This window comes from Agromyces intestinalis (assembly GCF_008365295.1).
Lineage (GTDB): Bacteria > Actinomycetota > Actinomycetes > Actinomycetales > Microbacteriaceae > Agromyces > Agromyces intestinalis.
This window is the reverse complement of sequence record NZ_CP043505.1, coordinates 383,992-407,188: the sequence shown is the minus strand read 5'-3', so window position 1 is coordinate 407,188 and position 23,197 is coordinate 383,992. Positions and strand designations below refer to the sequence as shown.

General features: G+C 71.5%; 25 protein-coding genes. 21 read left to right on the top strand and 4 right to left on the bottom strand.

Annotation, left to right across the window (positions count from 1 at the left end; translation table 11 throughout):
• Positions 1-27: 27 nt before the first annotated feature.
• Both dapB and FLP10_RS01945 read left to right on the top strand, forming a co-directional pair.
• The gene (dapB, locus tag FLP10_RS01950) at positions 28-780 is read left to right on the top strand and encodes a 4-hydroxy-tetrahydrodipicolinate reductase (RefSeq protein WP_149159340.1); all 753 of its coding nucleotides are present in this window, start codon (positions 28-30) and stop codon (positions 778-780) included.
• A complete protein-coding gene (locus FLP10_RS01945; RefSeq protein WP_149159339.1) occupies positions 777-1,220 on the top strand; it encodes a hypothetical protein in 444 nt (147 codons plus the stop codon). Before dapB ends, FLP10_RS01945 begins: the two co-directional genes overlap by 4 nt.
• On the opposite strand, the gene FLP10_RS01940 is transcribed toward FLP10_RS01945, so the two are convergent.
• The 4 genes from FLP10_RS01940 to FLP10_RS01925 all read right to left on the bottom strand — a co-directional run bounded on the left by FLP10_RS01940 (position 1,195) and on the right by FLP10_RS01925 (position 3,548).
• Complete coding sequence (locus tag FLP10_RS01940; RefSeq protein ID WP_149159338.1) at positions 1,195-2,097, bottom strand: TIGR01777 family oxidoreductase; 903 nt, start codon at positions 2,095-2,097, stop codon at positions 1,195-1,197. The genes FLP10_RS01945 and FLP10_RS01940 overlap by 26 nt on opposite strands.
• A gap of 1 nt (position 2,098) precedes the next feature.
• Positions 2,099-2,524 (bottom strand): OsmC family peroxiredoxin, encoded by a 426-nt coding sequence (locus FLP10_RS01935; RefSeq protein ID WP_149159337.1) that lies wholly within the window; start codon positions 2,522-2,524, stop codon positions 2,099-2,101.
• A gap of 99 nt (positions 2,525-2,623) precedes the next feature.
• Complete coding sequence (locus FLP10_RS01930) at positions 2,624-3,088, bottom strand: DUF4395 domain-containing protein (protein ID WP_149159336.1); 465 nt, start codon at positions 3,086-3,088, stop codon at positions 2,624-2,626.
• Positions 3,078-3,548 carry a thioredoxin family protein gene (locus FLP10_RS01925; RefSeq protein ID WP_246150131.1) on the bottom strand — a complete coding sequence of 157 codons (471 nt, stop codon included), beginning with the start codon at positions 3,546-3,548 and terminating at the stop codon, positions 3,078-3,080. Before FLP10_RS01925 ends, FLP10_RS01930 begins: the two co-directional genes overlap by 11 nt.
• Positions 3,549-3,598: 50 nt before the next feature.
• Between FLP10_RS01925 and FLP10_RS01920 the strand changes: the two genes are divergently transcribed.
• From FLP10_RS01920 to dapF, 19 genes are all read left to right on the top strand, one after another.
• Positions 3,599-4,438, top strand: coding sequence for a thymidylate synthase (locus tag FLP10_RS01920; RefSeq protein WP_149159335.1), 840 nt, complete (start codon positions 3,599-3,601; stop codon positions 4,436-4,438).
• 17 nt (positions 4,439-4,455) lie between these two features.
• On the top strand, positions 4,456-4,959 hold the full coding sequence (locus FLP10_RS01915; RefSeq protein ID WP_149159334.1) for a dihydrofolate reductase: 504 nt from the start codon (positions 4,456-4,458) through the stop codon (positions 4,957-4,959).
• Between the two features lie 265 nt (positions 4,960-5,224).
• A complete protein-coding gene (locus FLP10_RS01910) occupies positions 5,225-6,091 on the top strand; it encodes a type IV toxin-antitoxin system AbiEi family antitoxin domain-containing protein (protein ID WP_149159333.1) in 867 nt (288 codons plus the stop codon).
• A gap of 154 nt (positions 6,092-6,245) precedes the next feature.
• A complete protein-coding gene (dapA, locus tag FLP10_RS01905) occupies positions 6,246-7,220 on the top strand; it encodes a 4-hydroxy-tetrahydrodipicolinate synthase (RefSeq protein ID WP_149159332.1) in 975 nt (324 codons plus the stop codon).
• Positions 7,221-7,308: 88 nt separating this feature from the next.
• On the top strand, positions 7,309-8,985 hold the full coding sequence (locus FLP10_RS01900; RefSeq protein ID WP_149159331.1) for a ribonuclease J: 1,677 nt from the start codon (positions 7,309-7,311) through the stop codon (positions 8,983-8,985).
• Positions 8,986-9,128: 143 nt separating this feature from the next.
• Positions 9,129-10,190, top strand: a complete 1,062-nt coding sequence (locus tag FLP10_RS01895; RefSeq protein WP_149159330.1) for an efflux RND transporter periplasmic adaptor subunit — start codon at positions 9,129-9,131, stop codon at positions 10,188-10,190.
• Positions 10,190-10,951 (top strand): ABC transporter ATP-binding protein, encoded by a 762-nt coding sequence (locus FLP10_RS01890; protein ID WP_149159329.1) that lies wholly within the window; start codon positions 10,190-10,192, stop codon positions 10,949-10,951. The genes FLP10_RS01895 and FLP10_RS01890 overlap by 1 nt, the downstream gene beginning before the upstream one ends.
• Positions 10,948-12,183, top strand: a complete 1,236-nt coding sequence (locus FLP10_RS01885) for an ABC transporter permease (RefSeq protein WP_149159328.1) — start codon at positions 10,948-10,950, stop codon at positions 12,181-12,183. Before FLP10_RS01890 ends, FLP10_RS01885 begins: the two co-directional genes overlap by 4 nt.
• A 102-nt stretch (positions 12,184-12,285) precedes the next feature.
• Positions 12,286-12,774, top strand: coding sequence for a GNAT family N-acetyltransferase (locus FLP10_RS01880; RefSeq protein WP_149159327.1), 489 nt, complete (start codon positions 12,286-12,288; stop codon positions 12,772-12,774).
• A gap of 74 nt (positions 12,775-12,848) precedes the next feature.
• Positions 12,849-15,638 carry an FtsK/SpoIIIE family DNA translocase gene (locus FLP10_RS01875; protein ID WP_149159326.1) on the top strand — a complete coding sequence of 930 codons (2,790 nt, stop codon included), beginning with the start codon at positions 12,849-12,851 and terminating at the stop codon, positions 15,636-15,638.
• A 22-nt stretch (positions 15,639-15,660) separates the two neighbouring features.
• Complete coding sequence (gene pgsA / locus FLP10_RS01870) at positions 15,661-16,263, top strand: CDP-diacylglycerol--glycerol-3-phosphate 3-phosphatidyltransferase (RefSeq protein ID WP_149159325.1); 603 nt, start codon at positions 15,661-15,663, stop codon at positions 16,261-16,263.
• A complete protein-coding gene (locus FLP10_RS01865; RefSeq protein WP_246150125.1) occupies positions 16,260-16,850 on the top strand; it encodes a CinA family protein in 591 nt (196 codons plus the stop codon). The genes pgsA and FLP10_RS01865 overlap by 4 nt, the downstream gene beginning before the upstream one ends.
• A gap of 125 nt (positions 16,851-16,975) precedes the next feature.
• A complete protein-coding gene (locus FLP10_RS01860; protein WP_149159324.1) occupies positions 16,976-17,284 on the top strand; it encodes a helix-turn-helix domain-containing protein in 309 nt (102 codons plus the stop codon).
• Positions 17,285-17,354: 70 nt separating this feature from the next.
• Entirely contained in the window at positions 17,355-17,582 is a 228-nt protein-coding gene (locus FLP10_RS01855) for a DUF3046 domain-containing protein (RefSeq protein WP_149159323.1), read from the top strand.
• A gap of 261 nt (positions 17,583-17,843) precedes the next feature.
• Positions 17,844-18,902: a recombinase RecA gene (recA, locus tag FLP10_RS01850; protein ID WP_149159322.1), complete on the top strand. Its 1,059-nt coding sequence runs from the start codon at positions 17,844-17,846 to the stop codon at positions 18,900-18,902.
• A gap of 41 nt (positions 18,903-18,943) precedes the next feature.
• On the top strand, positions 18,944-19,672 hold the full coding sequence (locus FLP10_RS01845; protein WP_149159321.1) for a regulatory protein RecX: 729 nt from the start codon (positions 18,944-18,946) through the stop codon (positions 19,670-19,672).
• Between the two features lie 12 nt (positions 19,673-19,684).
• Positions 19,685-21,304, top strand: coding sequence for a tRNA (N6-isopentenyl adenosine(37)-C2)-methylthiotransferase MiaB (miaB, locus tag FLP10_RS01840; protein WP_149159320.1), 1,620 nt, complete (start codon positions 19,685-19,687; stop codon positions 21,302-21,304).
• Positions 21,305-21,315: 11 nt separating this feature from the next.
• Complete coding sequence (gene miaA, locus FLP10_RS01835) at positions 21,316-22,236, top strand: tRNA (adenosine(37)-N6)-dimethylallyltransferase MiaA (protein ID WP_149159319.1); 921 nt, start codon at positions 21,316-21,318, stop codon at positions 22,234-22,236.
• Between the two features lie 66 nt (positions 22,237-22,302).
• Positions 22,303-23,193 carry a diaminopimelate epimerase gene (gene dapF, locus FLP10_RS01830; protein ID WP_149159318.1) on the top strand — a complete coding sequence of 297 codons (891 nt, stop codon included), beginning with the start codon at positions 22,303-22,305 and terminating at the stop codon, positions 23,191-23,193.
• The last annotated feature ends 4 nt before the right edge of the window (positions 23,194-23,197 follow it).

Here is a 23,197-nt window from a genome sequence, read left to right as displayed (position 1 = left end):
CCTACGGCGGCGGGTAGGTTGGAACTCGTGACGATTCGGGTCGCCGTGGCCGGTGCCACGGGCAGGATGGGCAGGCTGGCACTCCGACTGGTGGAGGAGGCCGACGATCTCGACCTCCACGCCGGGCTCGACTCGAGGTCGGCGCTCACCGACCTCGACGGCGCCGACGTCGTGCTCGACGTCACGCACCCGGCCGCGAGCGAGGGCATCGTGCGCCACGCCGTCGCGCAGGGCATCCCGGTGGTCGTCGGCACCTCGGGCTGGTCGGCCGACCGCATCACCGGCATCCAGGCGTACCGGCGCGAGTTCGAAGCGCCCGGTGCCGTCGTGTTCGTGCCGAACTTCTCGGTCGGCAGTGTGCTCGGCACCGCGCTCGCCGCGTACGCCGCCCGGTTCTTCGACTCCATCGAGATCGTCGAGGCGCACCACGCCGGCAAGGTCGACTCGCCCTCGGGCACGGCGGTGCGCACCGCCGAGGTGATCGCCGACGCGCGCGGCGATCTGCCCGTCGTGGCACCGCACGCCGACCAGCGCGCCCGCGGCCAGCTCGTGGCCGGCATCCCCGTGCACAGCCTGCGGCTGGCCGGTCTCTCGGCCGAGCAGCGGGTCGTGCTCGGCGGCGAGGGCGAGACGCTCACCATCGCGCACTCGACGATCTCGCCGGCCGCGTACGAGCAGGGCATCCTGCTCGCCCTGCGCCGCGCACCCGAGGCCGAGGGCGTGGTGGTGGGGCTCGACGCCCTGCTCGGCATCGCCATGCCCGGAGCCGACGCGTCGTGAGCACGCGCATCGGAGCGCTCGTGATGGCGGCGCTGCTCGTCGTCTACCTCGGACTGGTCGGATGGCGCGCGGTGCAGTTCATCGGCACCGGCGAACCCGTGGCCGTCGGCATCGGCGTGGCGCTGCTCGTGCTGCCGCTCATCGGCGTCTGGGCGCTCTGGCGCGAACTCGACTTCGGCGCGCGATCGCAGCGGCTGGTGCGCCGCGTCGAGCAGGAGTCGGGCCCGATCGATCTGGGCGTGCCGACCCGGGCGAGCGGTCGACCCGAGCGCGCGGCCGCGGACGCGGCGTTCGACGGGTTCCGGGCAGCAGTCGAGTCCGAGCCCGACTCGTGGCGCGCATGGCTGCGCCTCGGCCTCGCCTATGATGCGGCCGGCGACCGGCGCCGGGCGCGGTCGGCGGTGCGCCGGGCGATCAGTCTCGAACGCGCCGAGCGCTGAGCATGGCGTCGATCGCGTCCTCCACGGTCGGATGCTCGAATGCGAAACCGTCGGCGAGCAGGCGATCGGGCCGCACCTTCTGACTCGCGAGCAGCAGCTCCTCCGCCGCGACCCCGAGGGTCGCCTCGAGCACCCGCTCGGAGACGTTCACGGCGTGCGGCCGATGCATCCGCTCGGCCATCGCCGTGACCACCCGGTCGGCCGTGGCCGGCACCGGGCCGACCAGGTTGACCGGCCCCTCGATCGACGAGTCGAGCAGGTGCGCGATCGCCCGCGTCTCGTCCTCGAGCGAGATCCAGGGCCAGTGCTGCCCGCCGGTGCCGAGTCGTCCGGCGAGCCCGAACGCGGTGAGCGTCGCGATGCGCTTCATCGCACCGCCGTCGCCGACCACGATGCCGCTCCGGATGCTGACGGTGCGCGTCTCGGCGGGTGCGAGCCGGGCTGCGCGCTCCCACCGTTCGACGACCTCGGCGAGGAACCCGTCGCCGCCCGGCGACTCCTCGGTGAGCAGTTCGCCCGGCCGGTCGCCGTAATACCCGACCGCCGATCCGCTCACGAACACCGCCGGTGGCGTGCGAGCCTTGCGCATGGCGTCGGTGAGCGTGCGGGTCGCGCCGATGCGCGACGACAAGATCTCGCCGCGCCAGCGTTTGGTCCACGGCAGGCGGGCGAGCGAGGCGCCCGACAGGTTGACGACGGCGTCCGCCCGGTCCATCACGGTGAAGTCGATGATGCCCGACGCGGGCGACCAGCTCGCCTCGTCGGCCGACTCGGCGCGACGGCGCACCAGCCGGGTGATCTCGTGACCCTCGGCGCGCAACCGGTCGACGAGGGCGGTGCCGATGAAGCCGGATGCCCCGGCGACGAGCACTCGCACGTCAGGCGAGCTCGGCTTCGATCGTGATCGGAATGCCGGCCAGCGCCTGCGAGATGGGGCAGTTGGCCTTCGCGTCGTCGGCGAACGCCTCGAACTCGGCCTCGCTGAGTCCCGGCACGCGCGCGCTCACGAGCAGGTGGCTGCCGAGCACGCCCTTGCCGGCCTCGAAGGTCACGGCCGCGGTGGTCTGAATGCGCTCGGGGGCATGACCCGCGTTCGCGAGCGCGAACGACAGCGCCATCGAGAAGCACGAGGAGTGCGCGGCCGCGAGCAACTCTTCGGGGGTCGTCGTCGACGCGGCGCCCTCGGAGCGCGCCTTCCAGTTCACGGGGAACTCGCCCTGCCCCGACGAGTCGAGCGCGACGGTGCCCGATCCGTCGATCAGCCCGCCTGCCCAGACGGTGGTCGATTCACTCGTGATGGCCATGGATCCTCCTCGTCGAAGCCGGAACCCCAGACTAGCTGCGGGCGGCGCTCGGCGGCAGGGCAGGTTTCGCCCTGCCGGCCGATCGGATCATCGTGCAGGTCAGGCGGCGCGGATCACCCGGGCACGAACGAGCAGCAGGTAGATCTGGCATCCGAGGCAGTAGCCGAACGCCGCGTTCAAGAATGCGGCGACGAACGCCAGGCCGGCCGCGATCGGCACGGCCGCCGAAAGCCCGAACGCCCCGAGGACGACTCCGACGACGGTGACCGCGAAACCGACGCCCTGCGCGAAGGTCGGCGGGCGCGGATCCTCGAGTTCGGCGGGGGGCGCGAGCCGCGGGCGCACGAAGCGTCGGAAGATCGCGCCGAACGGGTTGCGCGCGACGCCGGCCAGGGCGCTCCACGCGAACACGGCGGCGATGACGGCGAGCAGGATCCAGGCCGCCAGCGCAAGGCCCGCGACGCCGAGCACGACGACGACGAGCAGCAGGGCGGCGGTGATCGCGGCCGTGAAACGCGGGCCGCGGGGGTCGATGCCGGCGGGGCGGGCGGATTCAGCTGACATGGGTACTCCTCGTGAGGGTGTCGAGCAGGTCGCGGAGTTCGGTCGCGCGCGGCGGGCCGCCGATGCGCGCCACCGACGCGCCGGCGCCGTCGAGCACGAGCACCGTCGGGGTCTGGGTGACGGCGAATCGGTCGGCGGTGGCAGCATCGCGGGTCAGGTCGATGTCGAGGTGGCGCACCGCGCCCTCGGCGCCGTACCCGTCGGCGAGATCGGCGAGCTGCCGCGCGGTCGCCGGGCACCGGCTGCAGTACTCGGTCGAGAACTGCACGAGCGTCGCCGCCGAGCCGAGGCGGTCGGGCCCGAGACCGAGCAGCTCGGCCGCCGACGCGCGGCCCGAGGCATCCGGCCCTCCGCTCGAGGCGACGCGCACCCGACCCGAACTGCGGCGCGCGAGCAGGCCGAGACCCATCGCGAACGCGACGAGCGCTGCCGCGACCGCGAGCGCGACCGGCCATTCCATGTCGTGGATGCTAGGACGGCCGCCGCGACGCCGCGCGAATGTGACCGGGCATGACGGACCCGCGGCGTACCATCGAGGTCGTGAGCCAGCCGATCCCGACCCCGTACGAAGACCTGCTGCGAGACACGCTCGCGCACGGCACGCACAAGTCCGATCGCACCGGCACCGGCACGACCAGCGTGTTCGGGCGGCAGCTGCGGTTCGACCTCGCCGAGTCGTTCCCGCTCATCACGACCAAGCGCGTGCACTTCAAGTCGGTCGCGGTCGAACTGCTCTGGTTCCTCCGCGGCGACTCGAACGTCGGCTGGCTGCACGAGCACGGCGTCACCATCTGGGACGAATGGGCGGATGCCTCGGGCGAGCTCGGCCCCGTCTACGGCGTGCAGTGGCGATCCTGGCCGACGCCGTCGGGTGAGCAGATCGACCAGATCTCGCAGGTGATCGACGACATCCGCCGCACCCCCGACTCGCGCCGACTCATCGTGTCGGCGTGGAACCCCGCCGACATCCCCGACATGGCGCTCGCACCGTGCCACGCGCTGTTCCAGTTCTACGTCGCCGACGGCAAGCTCAGCTGTCAGCTGTACCAGCGCAGCGCCGACCTGTTCCTCGGCGTGCCGTTCAACATCGCGTCCTACGCGCTGTTGACGCTCATGGTGGCGCAGCAGACAGGGCTCGAGCCCGGCGAGTTCGTCTGGACGGGCGGCGACTGCCACATCTACGACAACCACCGCGAGCAGGTTGCCGAGCAGCTCACCCGCGATCCGTACCCGTACCCGACGCTGCGCTTCCGGCGGAAGCCGGCGTCGATCTTCGACTACGAGGTCGACGACTTCGAGCTCGTCGACTACGTGCACCACCCGGCGATCCGCGCCGCGGTCGCGGTCTGACCCGTCGGGGGCGGCGAGTGGCGCGCATCGGCCTGATCTGGGTGCAGGCGAATGGGGGAGTGATCGGCGCGGGCGGCACTATGCCGTGGCACCTGCCCGAAGACCTGGCGCACTTCCGCGAGGTCACCGACGGATGCCCCGTCGTCATGGGCCGGCGCACCTGGGAGTCGTTGCCGCCACGTTTCCGCCCCCTGCCGGGCCGGCGCAACCTCGTCGTCACGCGGCAGGCCGACTGGTCGGCCGAGGGTGCCGAGCGGGCGGGTTCGGTCGACGAGGCGCTCGCGTTCGCCGCGTCGGGCCGGCCCGATGACGCGTGGACCTGGGTCATCGGCGGCGCCGAGGTCTACCGGCAGACGATCGACCGGGCCGACCGGCTCGAGGTCACCGAGATCGACCTCGATGTCCCCGGTGACGCGCACGCGCCGGCCATCGGCGCCGACTGGCGGCTCGAGGCATCCGGTCCGTGGCTGACCTCCCGAACCGCCCTCCGGTACCGCTTCACCACCCGCACCCGCGCCTGACCCCCACCCACCCACCCGCCCCGCCCCCGCCCACCCGCCCCACCCCGCCCCCCCGCCACGTTCGCGGTGTAGGAGATCCCGGGCGACACGCCGCCACGCGCCCACCCGAGTCGGCGTGTCCCGGCGAATCTCCTACGCCGCGCACCACACCCTCTCGCGGCGGATCGGCGCGACTCCTCCTCGACAGCCCGGCTGCAGTCGGCCCCGCGCCACTGTTCGCGTCTCCGAGGCCGTGACGGCCGGCGCTCGGCGGCACCGTCGACGCATGCCCGTTGAACCGCATCTCGTGCACCAGGCTTGCGCCGACCTCGGCGGCGTCGTTTCGGCTCGCGAGCTCGATTCGTTCGGCATCGATCGTCGCTCGCTGGCTCGGGCGGTGCGCACCGGCGACCTCGTCCGCATCCGACCCGGCACCTACGTCACGCCCGAGGCCGAACCCGACCTCGTCACCGCCCTGCTCCACGGCGGCGCAGTCGGGTGCGTCTCACGGCTGCGCCTAGCCGGGGTGTGGGTGCTCGGGGCGCATCCCGAGACCCATGTTGCGATGCGCCCGACGGGCCGTCGACGCCCGCACCCGGCATGCCGCTGCGTGCAGCATTGGAACGACGTCTCCTCGTCGGCGGGTCTCGTGTCGATCGTCGACGCGCTCCGGCAGGTGCTCGGATGCCTCGGTGCAGAGGAGTTCTTCGTCTGCCTCGAGTCGGCGATGCGCCGACGGCTGATCGATCGGCGCGGCCTCGACCGCCTGAGCTCGGGGCTGCCGGCCGAGCATCGCTGGCTCACGGAGTTCGCGAGGTGGAACGCCGACAGCGGGCTCGAATCGCTGCTGCGGCTTCGGCTGCGGCGGTACGGCATCGACGTGCAGAGCCAGGTGGAGGTGCCGGGCGTCGGAAGGGTCGACTTCGTCGTGGGCGACCGGCTCATCCTCGAAGTGGACGGTCGATCCAATCACGAGTCGCCGCAGCACCGGCACAAGGACCTGCGTCGCGACGCGCTCGCGGCAGCGCTCGGGTTCGAGACCCTGCGGTTCGATTACGCGCTCGTCGTGCACGAATGGGGGATCGTCGAAGCGGCCATCCTCGCTCGGGTCGATCGCGGCCTCCACCTCTCGCGGGGCCTCGGCCGGCTATGACACGGCGTAGGACTCCGCGCGCGACACACCGCGCGAGGGGCATCGGATTCGGCGTGTCGGGGAGGAACTCCTCCGGCGCGAACGTCATGGTGCCGCAGCGCCGACGGCGGGCACGCGGCGCGTCGACGCCCGCCATACCGATAGCCTGTAGGGCGTGACTCAGGACAACCCCTTCGGACAGGTGCTCGTCGCGCTCGTCACGCCGATGACGGCGGACGGCGAGGTCGATTGGCCCGGGGTCGAGAAGCACATCGACGATGTCATCTCGGCAGGCGCCGACGGCATCGTCGTCACGGGCACCACGGGTGAGACGTCGACCCTCACCGATCCCGAGAAGATCCGCCTCGTCGAGGTCGGCAAAGACGTCGCGGCCGGCCGCGCGAAGATCATCACGGGCGGCGGCTCGAACGAGACCGCGCACGCCATCGAGCTGTACAAGCACTCCGAGCAGGTCGGCGCCGACGGCATCATGATCGTGACGCCGTACTACAACAAGCCCACCCAGGCGGGCATCCTCACGCATTTCCGGCTCGTCGCCGACGCCACCGACCTGCCGGTCATCCTGTACGACATCCCCGGCCGCACGGGCGTGCCGATCACGTACGAGACGATTCTGCGGCTCGCGAAGCACCCGAACATCCTCGCCATCAAGGACGCGAAGGGCGACTTCAGCGAGGTCAGCCGGGTGCTCAATCAGACCGACCTGATGTACTTCTCGGGCGCTGACGAGAACATCCTGCCGCACCTCGCGATCGGCGCGACGGGGCTCATCGGCGTGACCGCGAACATCGCACCGGCGCCCTACCGCGTGATCGTCGACGCGGTGAACCGCGGCGATCTCGCCGCGGCGACTGCGGCGCACCGGCAGCTCGAACCGCTCGTGCGCGCCGTCATGACGCACGTGCCCGGCACCGTCGCGGCGAAGTACATCCTGCACGGCCTCGGCCGCATCGGCAGCCCGCGTGTACGCCTGCCGCTCGTCGGCCCCGAGGAGTGGGAGGCCGCCCTCATCGAGGACGAGATCGACCACGTCACGGGCGTGCCCGGCGTCGACTTCCGCAACTTCCGGCCCGACCGCAATGCCGCAGCGGGCGGCGCGCTGCCGAAGGTGGCCGGCACCACGCGCTGACGCGTCCCGCCGCGCCCACGTGCGGCCTGAGACATCCGCGGAGCCCTGAGCCCGCACCCAACTGAACACCACCACCGAAGGAGGGCACATGCCCGACGTCGTCGCCGAACCGGCCGCACTCGAGCCCGGAACGCTGCGCATCATCCCCATCGGCGGCCTCGGCGAGGTCGGCCGCAACATGACGAGCTTCGAGCTCGACGGCAAGATCCTCATCGTCGACTGCGGGGTGCTCTTCCCCGAGGAGCACCAGCCGGGCGTCGACCTGATCCTGCCCGACTTCGGGTTCCTGCAGAGCCGGCTCGACGACATCGTGGGCGTCGTGCTCACGCACGGCCATGAAGACCACATCGGGGCTGTGCCGTACCTGTTGAAGCGGCGCGCCGACATCCCGCTCATCGGGTCGACGCTCACGCTCGCGCTCGTCGAGGCGAAGCTGAAAGAGCATCGCATCGCGCCGTACACGCTGACCGTCGCCGAGGGGCAGCGCGAGCGGCTCGGCCCGTTCGAGCTCGAGTTCGTCGCGGTGAACCACTCCATCCCCGACGCGCTCGCGGTCGCGATCAAGACGGGCGCCGGCACGGTGCTCGCGACGGGCGACTTCAAGATGGATCAGCTTCCGCTCGACGGTCGGCTCACCGACCTGCGCGAGTTCGCGCGCCTGGGAGAAGAGGGCGTCGACCTGTTCATGGTCGACTCCACGAACGCGGATGTCCCGGGCTTCACGCCGCTCGAGCGCGAGATCGGTCCCGTGCTCGACCAGGTGATCTCGCGTGCGACGAAGAAGGTCGTCGTCGCGAGCTTCTCGAGCCACGTGCACCGGGTGCAGCAGGTGCTCGACGCCGCGCACGCGAACGGCCGTCGGGTGGCGCTGCTCGGGCGCAGCATGGTGCGCAACATGACCATCGCCGAGGACCTGGGCTACCTGAAGGTGCCCGAGGGCGTGCTCATCGACTACAAGAAGGCCGGCGACATCCCCGACGACCGCATCGTCTTCATGTCGACCGGGTCGCAGGGCGAGCCGATGGCGGTGCTCAGCCGCATGGCGAGCCGCGACCACCAGGTCGAGATCGGCGAGGGCGACACGGTGATCCTCGCGTCGAGCCTCATCCCCGGCAACGAGAACGCCGTGTACCGGGTCATCGACGGGCTGACCAAGCTGGGTGCGAACGTGGTGCACAAGGGCAACGCGAAGGTGCACGTCTCGGGGCACGCCGCGGCGGGCGAACTGCTCTACTGCTACAACATCCTGAAGCCGAAGAACGTGCTGCCGATTCACGGCGAGTACCGCCACCTGGTCGCGAACGCGAAGCTCGCGCGCGACACGGGTATCCCCGAGGCGAGCACCTTCCTCGGCGAGAACGGCACCGTGTTCGACCTGAAGGACGGTGAGGTGCGCGTCGCGGGCCAGCTCGACCTCGGGTTCGTCTACGTCGACGGGTCGACGGTCGGCGAGATCACCGACGCCGACCTGAAGGACCGCCGCATCCTCGGCGAAGAGGGCTTCATCTCGGTCATCGTCGTGGTCGACGCACAGACCGGCCGGGTCGTGACGGGCCCCGAGATCCACGCCCGTGGTTTCGCCGAGGACGACTCGGTGTTCGACGACGTGAAGCCGAAGATCGTGGCGGCGCTGGCCGATGCCGCCCACAACGGCGTACGCGACCCGTACGCGCTGCAGCAGCTCGTGCGTCGCACCCTGGGCACCTGGGTGAACCGGCGGCTGCGTCGCCGGCCGATGCTGGTTCCGCTGGTCATCGAGGCCTGATCGGATGTCACGGGCGAGCGCATTCCGGGACATCCCGGAATCCTCCCCGAGAGGTATTCCCTCGTACGCATGCGCGCCCCTAGGGTGAGGGGAGCCGCCCGGCCCTGCACGGGGCGGAACCCCCGACCCGACGAAGGAGTGCCGTGGGCATCTGGCGCCGATGGATCCTGCCGACCGTTCGCATCGTGCTCGTGGCGGTGATCGCCGTCGCCCTGGCCAAGCTCGCGTTCTTTCCCGACCGGTCAGCCGAGGACGTCGCGTTGCAGCCCACCGGCACCGTGTCCGAGCCGGTGTACACGGTGGCGCGCGCCTCGGTCGCGAACGACCTGACGCTCACGGGCACGGTGAACGCCGACTCGCCCGCCGTGGTGAAGGCGACGGGCACCGGCGCGGTCGACGAACTCTTCGCCGCGGTCGGCTCCCAGGTCGCGGCCGGGCAGAAGCTATACGACATCAAGGTCGCCGACGAGATCGAGCCGGTCGAGACGACAGGCCCCGATGGGGTGCCCACGGTCTCGATGCCGAAGCAGACGTTCCACTTCGAGCCGGTCCTCGCCCCGATCGCCGGCGTGCTCGCGGCGCTCGACGTGTTGCCGGGCCAGCAGGTCGCGATCGGCGAGTCGACCGGCCAGGTCGCGCCGCCGAGCTTCAACGTGACCGCCACGATGAGCCCCGAGCAGCAGTACCGGTTGACGGACGCGCCGGCCGAGGCGGTCGTGACCATTGCGGGGGGCCCTGCGCCGTTCACGTGCGGCGGGCTGACGATCTCGACCGGTGCGGCGACCGCGGGCGGTGCCGGTGGCGCCGGAGGCGGCGGCGCGAACGCGGGGGCGGGCGCCGGCGTCGACCAGGGCGCCGGCGGCACGACCGTGCGGTGTGCGGTGCCGGGCGACGTGCGGGTGTTCGCCGGGCTCAGCGCGCAGGTGAAGATCTCGGCCGGAGTCGCCGACGACGTGCTCGTCGTGCCGACGACGGCGGTCGCGGGCGGCGCCGAGACGGGCACCGTCTGGGTGGTGCAGCCCGACGGCGAGCGCGCCGAGCAGGCGGTGCGGCTCGGGCTGAGCGACGGCACGCAGGTCGAGGTCGTCGAGGGGTTGGCCGAGGGCGACTCGGTGCTGCAGTTCGTGCCCGGCGCCGCGGCGACCGGCCAGGAGGGCTGCATCGATCCGGGCGACGGCTCGATGATCTGCGGGGTCGTGCACTGATGTCGCTCGTCGAGGCGCGCGGCGTGGGCCGCACGGTTCGGCTGCCCGACGACCGCGCGCTCACCATCCTCTCGGGCGTCGATCTCATCGTCGACGAGGGCGATCGCGTCTCGATCGTGGGCCGGTCGGGGTCGGGCAAGTCGACGCTGCTGAACGTGCTCGGCCTGCTGGACGCGCCGAACGAGGGCGAGCTCGCGTTCGACGGGCGCGATGTGCGCCGACTCGGCAGCGGCGGGCGCGACCGGATGCGCGGGCGTGAGATCGGCTTCGTCTTCCAGCAGTTCAACCTGCTGCCGGGCCGTACCGCGCTCGAGAACGTGCAGACGCCGTTGCTGTACTCGAGCGGGCGCGAGTTCTGGCGTCGCGAGCGCATCGCGACTGAGATGCTCGAGCGCGTCGGGCTGGGGGAGCGGCTCACCACCAAGCCCGAGCGGCTGTCGGGCGGTGAGCAGCAGCGGGTCGCGATCGCGCGAGCGCTCGTGCGGCGGCCGCGGCTCATCCTCGCTGACGAGCCGACGGGTGCGCTCGACCTCGAGACCGGGGCATCCGTCATGGCCCTGATCGAATCCGTCGCCGACGAGACCGGCGCAGCTCTCGTCACCATCACGCACGACCCCGCGATCGCGGCGCGCGCGCACCGCCACTTCCGGCTGGCGGACGGCCGGCTGCACGCGCTCGACGGGCCGCTCGAGCGGTCGGATGCCACGGAGCGCGCAGCCACTGGCGAATCCGCCGTGCCGGCCGACGGAGTCGCGGCGTGATCGCGTGGCTGGGTCGGGTGGCGACCGGCCTGGTGTCCACGGTGGTCGAGGCGATGGAGGAGCTGCGCATTCACCGCGGTCGGGTGCTGCTCTCGCTCATCGGCGTCGCCCTGGCCGTCTGCGCGCTCGCGTCGGTGGTCGCGGCCGGCGCCATCGCCGAGCAGTCGGGCCGAGAGATGCAGGAGCGCTCGAGCGGGCGGCCGGCGACCGTGCAGTTCCAGCCGATGGTGCCCGGCGACGTCGATCCGGCCGCCGTCGAGGCGGCGTGGCAACGCGCACTCGACCGGCACCACGTCGGCTACGCGACCCGAGCCGGGTGGGGCCGGCTCGACGCGCAGTTCGCCGACGGCGTGGTACCCGTCGACCTCACGGTGGTCGACGTCGACTACGGCGCGATGCACCGGGTGAAGCTCGCCGAGGGCGCATGGTTCGGCGAGCGCGATGCCGGTCGCCTCGCGCCCGCTCTGGTGGTGAACGAGGCGTTTTGGCGCCGCCTGGGGCGGCCTCCGCTCGACACGCACCCGACGACGCCGCTGCTCGGCAGCACGCCCACGACGGGCGTGATCGTCGGGGTGACCCCCAGTCGCGGCGAATGGGACACCTCGCCGCAGGCGTACCTGCTCGCCGACGCCTACCTCGCGCTCCAGCCCGAGACCCCCGACCCGATGATGGGCGCGTTCCAGCCCTCCTACGAGGCGTGGCTGCCGCCCGAGCAGGCCGACGACCTCACCGAGTCGCTGAAGCAGGCGTTCGCCGCCGAGCTGGGCGGCGGCGTGACCGTCGAGGCGTGGCGCACCGACTACGCGGCGTACGACGGCGACCCGTACCTTCCGCTGAAGCTCGTCATCGCCGGCGTCGCGGTCGTGATCCTGCTGCTCGGCGCGCTCGGGCTGCTCACCATCGCCCTGGTCACCGTGCGCACCCGCATCCGCGAGATCGGCATCCGCCGGTCGTTCGGCGCGACGGCCGGCCGAGTGTTCTTCTCGGTGCTGATGGAGACCATGGTCGGTACCTTCGTCGCGGGCGTCGTCGGCGTGGGCATCTCGATCGCGGTGCTGCGCAGCCCGCTTCCGGCGATGCTGCTCGGGTCCGAGCTCGACGACATGCCCGGGTTCCCGATCGAGGCGGCCGTGATCGGCATCGGCGCGGCGGTCGCGGTCGGCGCGCTGGCCGGCCTGCTGCCGGCGCTGACGGCGGTGCGGGTGCGGGTGATCGACGCCATCCGCTTCTGAGGTTTCGAGGTCGCGCACGCTCGCCGCACGCGTCGAGACATCCGTAACCGGGTCGAAACGCCCGGTCACGGCGACGCAACGCATTCGCCGTAGCATCCGATCATGGCGGCGTACACGACCCGCCCGGCCACTCCCGACGACGGGGCCTTCCTCGCCGACATGGTGGTCGAGGCGGCCAACTGGAACTCCGGCCACCGGCCACGGCCCGCGGTGCTCGACGACCCCGTCTACCGCAGCTACATCGCCGGATGGCAGCGTCCCGGCGACGCCGGCGTCGTCGCCGCCGACGACGAGGACCGGCCGATCGGCGCCGCATGGTATCGGCTGTTCCAGGCTGACCGTGCCGCGCACGGGTTCGTGGCGATCGGCGTACCCGAACTCATCATCGGCGTCCGGGCGCCGTGGCGCGCGCAGGGGGTGGGTCGGTCGTTGATGCGCGAGCTGACCGAGCAGGCGCGGCGTGCCGGGTTCGCCCGGATGACGCTCAGCGTCGAGCGTGGCAATTTCGCGCGATCGCTCTATCGGTCCGAGGGGTTCGTGACCGTCGAGGCCCGCGGCGGACGCGAGACGATGGTGCGTCGGCTGCGGTGAGCGGGTGAGCGCGTTCGCGGGCATTCCGCGTCGCCTCCGCGGTGAAGACGGATGCTCCCGCTAGCGTGGAGCGCATGGCAACGAGCACCAGGTCGAACGGTCGTGCCTCGGGCGCGTCCGGCGCCCGCGGATCCTCGCGCTCGACGTCGAAGACCGCCCCCACCAAGAAGCTTCCGGCCGCTCGCGCACCCAAGGTCGCAACCGACCGGCCGAGCGTGCTCGTTCGCGCCTGGATGGGCCTGGCCCACCTCACCGGCGGGGCGGCGCGGGCGCTCGGCCCCGAGACCCTCGCGAAGGAGGAGCGCCGCGACGGCCTGCCGTTCCTCATCGTGCTGATGGCGATCGCCGGTGCGGTCGTCGAGTGGTTCTACATCGACGAGCCGCTGGCGGTCGGTTTCGATGCGTGGACGTTCGGCGGTCTGCTCGGGCGGGTCGCGTTCGGGCTGCCCGTGGTGCTGCTGTTGTTCGCGATCTGGCTGTTCCGTCACCCGAGCTCGGTGCACGACAACACCCGCATCGGCATCGGGCTGGTGCTGCTGCTGGTGAGCATCGCCGCGCTGTGCCACGTGTTCGGCGGCCAGCCGTCGCCGAGCGAGGGCATGCCGGTGCTGGCGCGGGCCGGCGGCATCCTCGGCTGGATGCTCGCCCAGCCGCTCATCCTGCTGATCACGCCGTACGGCGCGACCGCGGTGATCGCACTGCTGGTCGCGTTGTCGCTGCTCATCATGACCAAGACCCCGCCGAACCGCATCGGCACGCGATTCCGCGAGTTGTACGCATGGTTGTTCGGCGCCCCCGAGCCCGATGTCGCGCCGGCACCCGTGTCGCGCGCCTCGCGCCGCCGCGCGGAGCGCGCCGAGCAGGTCGAGCTCGACGGCATCGATGACGAGGAAGCGGCTCCGCACCTGCCGTGGTGGCGGCGCAACGCGTCGAACCGTGAGGAAGATCCCGCATTCGAGGCGGCCGGCGCCGAGGGGCTCACCGAGGTGTTCGGTCCGGGCTCGGCCGACGGCAGCTTCGAGTCCGCGCTCGAGGGCGCGCAGGCGCCCGCCGACGCGTACGGGGCGGCTGTGCTCGACGAGTTGGCGCGTGCCGAGGCGGCGGTCGGGCGGTTCACGGGCGAGGTCCCCACCGGCGCCACCGAGCTGCTCGCCGACGGGGCGACGGATGCCGCGCCGCCCGCGCCGGCGGTCGAGGCCGAACCCGAGCCCGACCGGCCCTACCACCTGCCGTCGGCGGCGACGCTGGCCGCGGGCGCGCCGGCCAAGCAGCGCTCGGCGGTCAACGACGAGGTCGTGCGCCAGATCACCGGCGTGCTCGACCAGTTCTCGGTCGATGCGAAGGTCACGGGCTTCTCGCGCGGGCCGACGGTCACGCAGTACGAGATCGAGCTCGGCCCCGGTGTGAAGGTCGAGCGGGTCACGGCGCTCTCGAAGAACCTCGCGTACGCGGTCGCGTCCAACGAGGTGCGCATCCTCTCGCCCATTCCCGGCAAGAGCGCGATCGGCATCGAGATCCCGAACGCCGACCGCGAGATCGTGACGCTGGGCGACGTGCTGCGCTCCGGTACGGCGACGAACGCGAAGCATCCGATGACCATCGGCGTCGGCAAGGACGTCGGCGGCGGGTACGTCGTGGCGAACCTCGCGAAGATGCCGCACCTGCTCGTGGCCGGCTCGACCGGCTCGGGCAAGTCGAGCTTCGTGAACTCGATGATCACGAGCCTGCTCATGCGCGCGAAGCCGAGCGAGGTGCGCATGGTGCTCATCGACCCCAAGCGCGTCGAGCTGGCGCCGTACGCGGGAGTTCCGCATCTGATCACACCCATCATCACGAACCCGAAGAAGGCGGCCGAGGCGCTGCAGTGGGTCGTGAAAGAGATGGATATGCGGTACGACGACCTCGCGTCGTTCGGGTTCCGCCACATCGACGACTTCAACCGCGCCGTGGTGAACGATGAGATCGTGCTGCCGGCGGGCAGCGAACGCCGGCTGAAGCCCTACCCGTATCTGCTCGTCGTCGTCGACGAGCTCGCCGACCTGATGATGGTCGCACCGCGCGACGTCGAGGACTCGATCGTGCGCATCACCCAGCTCGCCCGGGCGTCGGGCATCCACCTGGTGCTCGCGACCCAGCGCCCGAGCGTCGACGTGGTGACGGGCCTCATCAAGGCGAACGTGCCGAGCCGGCTCGCGTTCGCGGTGACGAGCGTCACCGACTCGCGCGTCATCCTCGACCAGCCCGGCGCCGACAAGCTGATCGGGCAGGGCGACGCACTGTTCCTGCCGATGGGTGCGTCCAAGCCGATCCGCGTGCAGGGCGCGTGGGTGAGCGAGGGCGAGATCGAGCGGGTCGTCAAGCACGTCACGCGCCAGGCGCGCCCCGAGTACCGACAGGATGTCGCGGCCGTCGTCGAACGCAAAGAGATCGACGCCGACATCGGCGACGACCTCGACCTGCTGCTGGCGGCCGCCGAGCTCGTCGTGTCGACGCAGTTCGGCTCGACGTCGATGCTGCAGCGCAAGCTCCGGGTCGGGTTCGCGAAGGCGGGCCGTCTCATGGACCTCCTGGAGTCGCGCGAGATCGTCGGCCCGTCCGAGGGGTCGAAGGCGCGCGACGTGCTCGTCACGGTCGAGCAGCTGCCGGGCGTGCTCGCGCGCATCCGCGGTGACGAGCCGGCGGGCGGCGGCGCGGCGGGCGGCGTCGCGAGCGCTGCGCGCCCTGAGGCATCCGTCTCGGGCGAGACCGAGCCGATCGTCGACGACCGGTACGACCACGACCCCGTTGCGCGCATGGCCGACGGGCGTGAAGAGGTCGAGGCATCCTCCGACGAGGACGCCTGGGGGCTGACCGGCCGCGACTGATCCGACGGCTATCCTTGGCACCATGACGACCCCCGCCGACGGTGCCGCGCGCTCGTCGAACTGGAACCTCCCGAACGCGATCACGATCGTGCGGATCCTGCTCGCGCCGGTGTTCTTCTGGCTGCTGCTCGCCGACGCGGGCGAGGGCAGCGGCCTGCGTTGGGCGGCCACCGCGCTGTTCGTGATCGCGATCTCGACCGACTGGGTCGACGGATACCTGGCGCGCAGCCGAGGCCTGGTCACCGACCTCGGCAAGATCCTCGACCCGATCGCCGACAAGCTGTTGACCAGCGGTGCGCTCGTCTGCCTCTCGATTCTCGGCGAGGTGCCGTGGTGGGTCACCGGCCTCATCATCGTGCGTGAGGTCGGCATCACGGTCTGGCGGTTGGTCGAGCTCGGCCGCGGCACCGTCGTGCCGGCGTCCTCGGGCGGCAAGCTGAAGACGGTCGCCCAAGCGGTCGCGATCTCGTTCGCGCTCGCGCCGTTCCCGGCCCTGCTCGGCGACTGGTTCGCCTGGGTCAACGTGGTGCTCATGGCGATCGCGCTCGTGCTCACCGTCTGGTCGGGGCTGCTGTACGTGCGCGACGCGGTGCGACTCGCCCGCGCCGAGCGCGAGGACGCGTGAGCGAAGCGCGAGGCGAGGCGACCGGTGCCGTGACCGCGGGCGACTCGGCAGGCCGCACCGGTGCCGTGGCTGCGGGCGACTCGGTCGACCCCACCGCGCGCCTCGTCGCCGAGTCGACCCGACGAGGCCTTCGGATCGCGATCGCCGAGTCGCTCACCGGTGGGGCGCTGGCCGCGGAGCTCGTGCGGATCCCCGGGGCATCCAAGACGCTGTCGGGAGCCGTGGTCGCCTACGACACCGCCGTCAAGCGCTCGGTGCTCGGGGTCGACGGCGCGCTGCTCGCACGCGAGGGCGCCGTGCACGCCGAGGTCGCGAGCCAGATGGCGCTCGGCGTGGCCCGTGTGCTCGCCGTCGAGGGCCGCCCGGCCGAGCTCGCGATCGCGACGACGGGCGTCGCCGGGCCCGATCCCCAAGACGGTCGACCGCCCGGCACCGTCTTCATCGCCGTACTCGCCGGCGGCGAGGTGGAGGTGACGGCGCTGCACCTCGACGGCGACCGTGCCGCGATCCGAGCGGCGACGGTGCGGGCGGCGGTCGCAGCGTGCCTCGTTGCGCTCGAGAAGCTGCCCGATCGGGTCGCGGAATAGCCTTCGTGAACAGCCTGTTACACATCGCAGGTTCACACGGAAACTCCAGTGTGGAAGGCTTAGAGTACGAGGACGCGAGGGGTACGCCCCTCACGAGTCGGCTCGATGAGACGAAGGAGGTTCCGATGGTTCTGGTTCGACAGGAGATCGGCGATGTGCTGCGGGACTTCCGGTTGCAGAAGGGCCGCACCCTCCGCCAGGTGGCGAGCAAGGCCAGTGTCGCGCTCGGCTACCTGAGCGAGGTCGAGCGGGGTCAGAAAGAGGCCTCGAGCGAGATCCTCGCCTCGGTCGCCGAGGCGCTCGACACGCCCATCTCGGTGATCATGCACGAGGTGGGCGACCGCATCGCGGTGCTCGAGGGCCTCACTCAGGTTCCCGACAGCCTCCCCGAGGAGCTCGTCGCGGAATTCGACGCGGACATGATGGTTCGCTGACGCAGACGTCGTCCCACGATCGGCCGGTCCTTCGACCGGCCGATCGTCTGTTTCCGAGGGAGTGCCGGCCGTGAAGCTGAGCGAGTTCCAGTTCGCCGTCGATCAGGAGTTCGGCGCCGCGTACGGCGCGGTCGTCATCGGCGACGTCGGGCTCGAGACCTTCGGCGGGCGCACCGCGCGCGAGGCGCTCGCGGCGGGCGCGGCGCCTCGCGACGTGTGGGCGGCGCTGTGCGCGGCGATGGATGTCCCGGTCGAGCGACGGCACGGACCCGAGCATCGCGAGCGCCCCGGGCGCTGAGCGCGCCCGAACGCGTGTTCGACACGCGGCGCGTCCTTCGAACATCCGTTCGGTGAACCCGGTAATGTCCTCCCCAGCGGGCGGCGCCGGCGTCGCTCTCCACATCCAACGCAGCGATGCGGGCCAATGTCGGAGGGTGACCATACGGTCGGAGACGTCGGAACCATCCGCCAAGCCTTGTCGAGAAACGTGCCGGGTCACGGCCCGGCGCACGGATCGACAGTCTGAAGGCAGCCACACCGAGCATGAAGGAGCCCACCGATGCCCTCACCCGTAGACCGCGAGAAGGCCCTCGAAGCCGCACTCGCCCAGATCGATCGCCAGTTCGGCAAGGGGTCGGTGATGCGCCTCGGCAGCGAGGAGCGCGCCCCGGTCGAAGTCATTCCCACCGGCTCCGTCGCGCTCGATGTCGCGCTCGGCGTCGGCGGTCTTCCGCGAGGCCGCATCATCGAGATCTACGGCCCCGAGTCCTCGGGCAAGACCACGCTCACGCTGCACGCCATCGCGAACGCGCAGCGCGCGGGGGGCATCGCTGCGTTCGTCGATGCCGAGCACGCGCTCGACCCCGAGTACGCGAAGAAGCTCGGTGTCGACATCGATGCGCTGCTCGTCTCGCAGCCCGACACGGGTGAGCAGGCGCTCGAGATCGCCGACATGCTCGTGCGCTCGGGGTCGATCGACCTCATCGTCATCGACTCGGTCGCGGCCCTCGTGCCCCGCGCCGAGATCGAGGGCGAGATGGGCGACTCGCACGTCGGCCTCCAGGCCAGGCTCATGTCGCAGGCGCTGCGCAAGCTCACCGGCGGGCTCAACCAGACCAACACGACGATGATCTTCATCAACCAGCTCCGCGAGAAGATCGGCGTGTTCTTCGGCAGCCCCGAGACCACCGCCGGTGGCAAGGCGCTGAAGTTCTACGCGTCGGTGCGCCTCGACATCCGCCGAATCGAGACCCTGAAAGACGGCACCGAGGCGGTCGGCAACCGCACACGCGTCAAGGTCGTCAAGAACAAGATGGCGCCGCCCTTCAAGCAGGCCGAGTTCGACATCCTGTACGGCGTCGGCATCTCGCGCGAGGGTTCGCTCATCGACTACGGCGTCGACCAGGGCATCGTGAAGAAGTCGGGCGCCTGGTACACGTACGACGGCGACCAGCTCGGGCAGGGCAAAGAGAACGCGCGCAACTTCCTGCTGCAGAACCCCGACATCGCCGCCGACATCGAGCAGAAGATCCTTGCGAAGCTCGGCATCGGCGCTGCGGGTGCGCAGGCTGCTCCGTCGAACGTCGAGTCGATCGAGGTCAAGCGCCGCGGCGCTTGACGCACACCAGCACCACCACACGAGACCGAGGAGAGGCCCGCATGAGCGACGCGTCGTCGAACGAGCACCTCGCCTCGGTCTCGTACCTGCCGTGGGCGGTGCCGGGTGAGAGGCCCGGCGCCGTCGCCGGTCGCGACGACGCCGACGCGCTCGGCGAACTCGAGGCGTCTGCGCCGCGCGACGCGCGGCATCCGGTGCTTCGGCGCGGTGACACGGCCGGGTCGCGACCTCGTCGCGGCCTCGCTCTCGTCGAGGGCGCCGAACGCGATCCGCGCAACGACTCCGAACCCGAGACCGGCGCCGAACGAGACGCGCGCATCGACCGGCTGGTCGTGTCACGGTTGCGGCGTTCGTCGCTGTCCATAGCCGAGGTGCGCGACGTGCTCGTCGAGCACGGGCTCGACGACGTCGAGGTCGACGAGTGGATCGAGCGGTACGAGCGACTCGGGTATCTCGATGACGCGCGGCTGGCCGAGCAGCTCGTACACGTCCAGGCGACTCGGCGCGGTCGCGGCAGCGGCGCCATCCTGTCCGAGCTCACCCGCCGTGGCCTCGACCCGGCGGTCGCGCGAGCGGCGGTCGACGAGCTCGACCCCGATGCCGAGCGTGCGCAGGCGTTCGAGGTCGCCGAGCGGCGTGCGCGGCAGCTGCGTGGGCTCGAACCCGCCACGGCACACCGCCGGCTGTCGGCGTTCCTCCAGCGGCGAGGCTATCCATCCGACGTCGTGCGCGACGCCGTCGCGAAGGTGCTGCCCGCCGAACGCTCGTAGACTGGTGCGATCATGAGCACCCTTCGAGAGGCTCCGCTCGCCGGGGCCGCCGACTTCGCGCCCGCCGAGGAGGCCGAGTGCAGCCCACGCACCTACGAGGTACGCACCTTCGGCTGCCAGATGAACGTGCACGACTCCGAGCGGCTCTCGGGCTCGCTCGAGGCCGCCGGGTATGTGCCGGCGAACGGCGTCGAGCCCGACGTGGTCGTCATCAACACGTGCGCCGTGCGCGAGAACGCCGACAACAAGCTCTACGGCAATCTCGGCCACCTCGCCGGGGTCAAGCGTCGGCACGCCGGCATGCAGATCGCCGTCGGCGGCTGCCTCGCCCAGAAGGACAAGAACGTCATCCTCGAGAAGGCGCCGTGGGTCGACGTCGTCTTCGGCACCCACAATATGGGCTCGCTGCCGAGCCTGCTCGAGCGCGCCCGGCACAACGACGAGGCGCAGCTCGAGATCCTCGACGCGCTCGAGGTGTTCCCCTCGACGCTGCCGACCAAGCGCGACTCCACCTACAGCGGCTGGGTCTCGATCTCGGTCGGCTGCAACAACACCTGCACGTTCTGCATCGTGCCGTCGCTGCGCGGCAAGGAGAAAGACCGCCGCCCCGGCGACGTCCTCGCCGAGGTGCAGGCGCTCGTCGACGACGGTGCGATCGAGGTGACACTGCTCGGCCAGAACGTGAACTCCTACGGCGTCGAGTTCGGCGACCGGCAGGCGTTCGGCAAGCTGCTGCGCGCTGTCGGCCAGATCGACGGCCTCGAGCGCATCCGGTTCACGAGCCCGCACCCGGCGGCCTTCACCGACGACGTCATCGACGCGATGGCCGAGACACCCAACGTCATGCCGCAGTTGCACATGCCGCTGCAGTCGGGCTCCGATCGCATCCTGAGGGCGATGCGCCGTTCGTACCGCTCCGAGAAGTTCCTCGGCATCCTCGATCGGGTGCGCGCGAAGATCCCGCACGCGGCGATCTCGACCGACATCATCGTCGGGTTCCCCGGCGAGACCGAGGAGGACTTCCAGGCGACGCTGCGCGTCGTCGAGCAGGCGCGGTTCGCGAGCGCGTTCACCTTCCAGTACTCGATCCGCCCGGGCACGCCCGCCGCGACGATGGACGAGCAGGTTCCGAAAGAGGTCGTGCAAGAGCGCTACGAACGACTCATCGCTCTGCAAGAGCGCATCAGCTGGGAAGAGAACCAGCGGGTCGTCGGCCGCGCGGTCGAGGTGCTCGTCTCGACGGGCGAGGGCAAGAAGGACGCTGAGACGCACCGCCTGAGCGGGCGCGCCGAAGACAGCCGGCTCGTGCATTTCGAGGTTCCCGAGGGCTCGGCGGTGCCGCGGCCCGGCGATGTCGTCTCGGTCGTCGTCACGCAGGCGGCGCCGTTCCATCTCATCGCCGACTCGGTCGACGGGGCGCCGCTGGCGATCCGTCGCACCCGTGCGGGCGACGCGTGGGATCGTTCGCAGGCCGAGAGCTGCGGGGTCCCCGCAGACCCGGGCGCGAGCGAGGCGGCCGTGACCGGGCGCGTGTCGCTCGGCCTGCCGTCGTTGCGCATCGGTCGTGAGCCGCTCGTCTCGCCCGGCGTCGGCACCATGCCGATCTACGACCCGAGCGACTCGCAGCGCTGACGGCCTCCGACGTGACCCTCATCGCGATCGTCGGTGCCACGGGCGCGGGCAAGTCGGCGTTCGCTCTCGATCTCGCCGAGGCGTTCGCCCGCGACGGCCGTCCGGCCGAGGTCGTGAACGCCGACGCGATGCAGCTCTACCGCGGCATGGACATCGGCACCGCGAAGCTCGCGGTCGACGAGCGTCGCGGTATCCCGCACCACCTGCTCGACGTGCTCGACGTGACCGAGGAGGCGTCGGTGGCGCGCTATCAGCCCGCCGCACGCGACACCATCGATGCGATCACCGCCCGTGGCGCGGTCGCGTTGCTGGTCGGCGGGTCGGGTCTGTACGTCTCGGGCGTGATCCACGATTTCCGGTTCCCGGGCACGGACGCCACGATCCGAGCGCGCCTCGAGCGCGAGCTCGCAGCGCAGGGCCCCGGCCTGCTGCACGCGCGGCTGCGAGCCATCGACGCCGACACCGCCGCCGCGGTCGACGCGCAGAACGGGCGTCGCATCGTGCGTGCGCTCGAGGTCATCGAGCTCACGGGCGAACCCAAGGCGGCCCGACTTCCCGATGAGCCCGTTCCGTGGCGGCCGCACCGCATCGTGCACCTGCGCGCCGACCGCGCGACCCTCGTCGAGCGCCTCGACCGCCGCGTCGAGCTCATGTGGCGCGACGGCATCGTCGACGAGGTCCGCGGTCTCGTGTCGCTCGGCATCGAACACGGTGCGACCGCGCGGCGGGCAATCGGCTACCAGCAGGCGCTCGCGCAGCTCGACGGTGCGATGACCGAGGCCGACGCGATTGCCGAGACCCAGCAGCTCACCCGGGTCTATGCCCGCAGGCAGGTGAGCTGGTTCAAGCGCTACGTCGCGGCATACGTCGTCGATCCCGACGATCGCGACGCGCGTGCGGCGGAGCTGGCCCGCCAGGTCGCGCTCGGGTAGCCGTGGTGCGTTGGCCGGCCGGGCCGACGGGGGAGGCGGCCCGAGCGCGCCCCTAGACTGAACCGCATGTCCTTCGACCTCGCGTTCACGAAGGGGCAGGGCACCGGCAACGACTTCGTGCTGGTGAGCGACCCCGACGGCGACCTCGATCTCACCCCGACCCAGATCGCCGCGATCTGCGACCGGCGGTTCGGGGTGGGCGCCGACGGGCTGATCCGCGCCGTGCGTTCGCGGCACCTGCCCGAGGGCGCAGCGACGCTGGCCGACGACCCCCGCGCGGTGTGGTTCATGGACTACTGGAACGCCGACGGGTCGGTGTCCGAGATGTGCGGCAACGGCATCCGCGTGTTCACCGCGTTCCTCATCGACCAGGCGCTGGTCGAACTCGCCGACGACGAGTCGATCGCGATCGGCACTCGCGCCGGCGTCCGTCGCGTGCGGCGTGCTCCGGGCGGGTTCGAGGCCGACCTCGGCGTCTGGCGACTCGCCGAGGGCGAGGCGGCCGAGCCGCTCGTGCGTGCGAAGTCACTGCCCGTCGCGCGGCCCGGGCTCGGCATCGACGTGGGCAACCCGCACGTGGTGGTCGCCCTCGCCGATGATGACGAGCTCGCCGGACTCGACCTCGGGTACGCGCCGGTTCTCGAGCCCGCGCCGCTCGCCGGGGCGAACGTCGAGTTCGTGGTGCCCGCCGATCCGCTCGTCGAAGACGGCGTGGGTCGGATCCGGATGCGGGTCCACGAGCGCGGGTCGGGCGAGACGCTCTCGTGCGGCACGGGTGCCGTGGCATCCGCCGTCGCAGTGCGCTACTGGGCGGGCGCGGGCGCGCCAGATGAATGGCGCGTGCAGGTGCCGGGCGGCGTACTGGGCGTGCGCGTCACCGCCTCGGACGAGGGCGAGCGGGTGTGGCTGAGCGGCCCGGCTGAGCTCGTGTTCGACGGCGTGCTCGCGCTGGGCTGACGGA

What these genes read in the sequence shown, in the direction of transcription:
- FLP10_RS01935 (WP_149159337.1), bottom strand. Translation starts at nt 2,524, where the DNA reads ATGGCCATCACGAGTGAATCGACCACCGTCTGGGCAGGCGGGCTGATC.
- FLP10_RS01930 (WP_149159336.1), bottom strand. Translation starts at nt 3,088, where the DNA reads ATGTCAGCTGAATCCGCCCGCCCCGCCGGCATCGACCCCCGCGGCCCG.
- FLP10_RS01925 (WP_246150131.1), bottom strand. Translation starts at nt 3,548, where the DNA reads ATGGAATGGCCGGTCGCGCTCGCGGTCGCGGCAGCGCTCGTCGCGTTC.
- FLP10_RS01920 (WP_149159335.1), top strand. Translation starts at nt 3,599, where the DNA reads ATGACGGACCCGCGGCGTACCATCGAGGTCGTGAGCCAGCCGATCCCG.
- FLP10_RS01910 (WP_149159333.1), top strand. Translation starts at nt 5,225, where the DNA reads ATGCCCGTTGAACCGCATCTCGTGCACCAGGCTTGCGCCGACCTCGGC.
- FLP10_RS01900 (WP_149159331.1), top strand. Translation starts at nt 7,309, where the DNA reads ATGCCCGACGTCGTCGCCGAACCGGCCGCACTCGAGCCCGGAACGCTG.
- FLP10_RS01890 (WP_149159329.1), top strand. Translation starts at nt 10,190, where the DNA reads ATGTCGCTCGTCGAGGCGCGCGGCGTGGGCCGCACGGTTCGGCTGCCC.
- FLP10_RS01880 (WP_149159327.1), top strand. Translation starts at nt 12,286, where the DNA reads ATGGCGGCGTACACGACCCGCCCGGCCACTCCCGACGACGGGGCCTTC.
- FLP10_RS01875 (WP_149159326.1), top strand. Translation starts at nt 12,849, where the DNA reads ATGGCAACGAGCACCAGGTCGAACGGTCGTGCCTCGGGCGCGTCCGGC.
- pgsA (WP_149159325.1), top strand. Translation starts at nt 15,661, where the DNA reads ATGACGACCCCCGCCGACGGTGCCGCGCGCTCGTCGAACTGGAACCTC.
- FLP10_RS01860 (WP_149159324.1), top strand. Translation starts at nt 16,976, where the DNA reads ATGGTTCTGGTTCGACAGGAGATCGGCGATGTGCTGCGGGACTTCCGG.
- recA (WP_149159322.1), top strand. Translation starts at nt 17,844, where the DNA reads ATGCCCTCACCCGTAGACCGCGAGAAGGCCCTCGAAGCCGCACTCGCC.
- FLP10_RS01845 (WP_149159321.1), top strand. Translation starts at nt 18,944, where the DNA reads ATGAGCGACGCGTCGTCGAACGAGCACCTCGCCTCGGTCTCGTACCTG.
- miaB (WP_149159320.1), top strand. Translation starts at nt 19,685, where the DNA reads ATGAGCACCCTTCGAGAGGCTCCGCTCGCCGGGGCCGCCGACTTCGCG.
- dapF (WP_149159318.1), top strand. Translation starts at nt 22,303, where the DNA reads ATGTCCTTCGACCTCGCGTTCACGAAGGGGCAGGGCACCGGCAACGAC.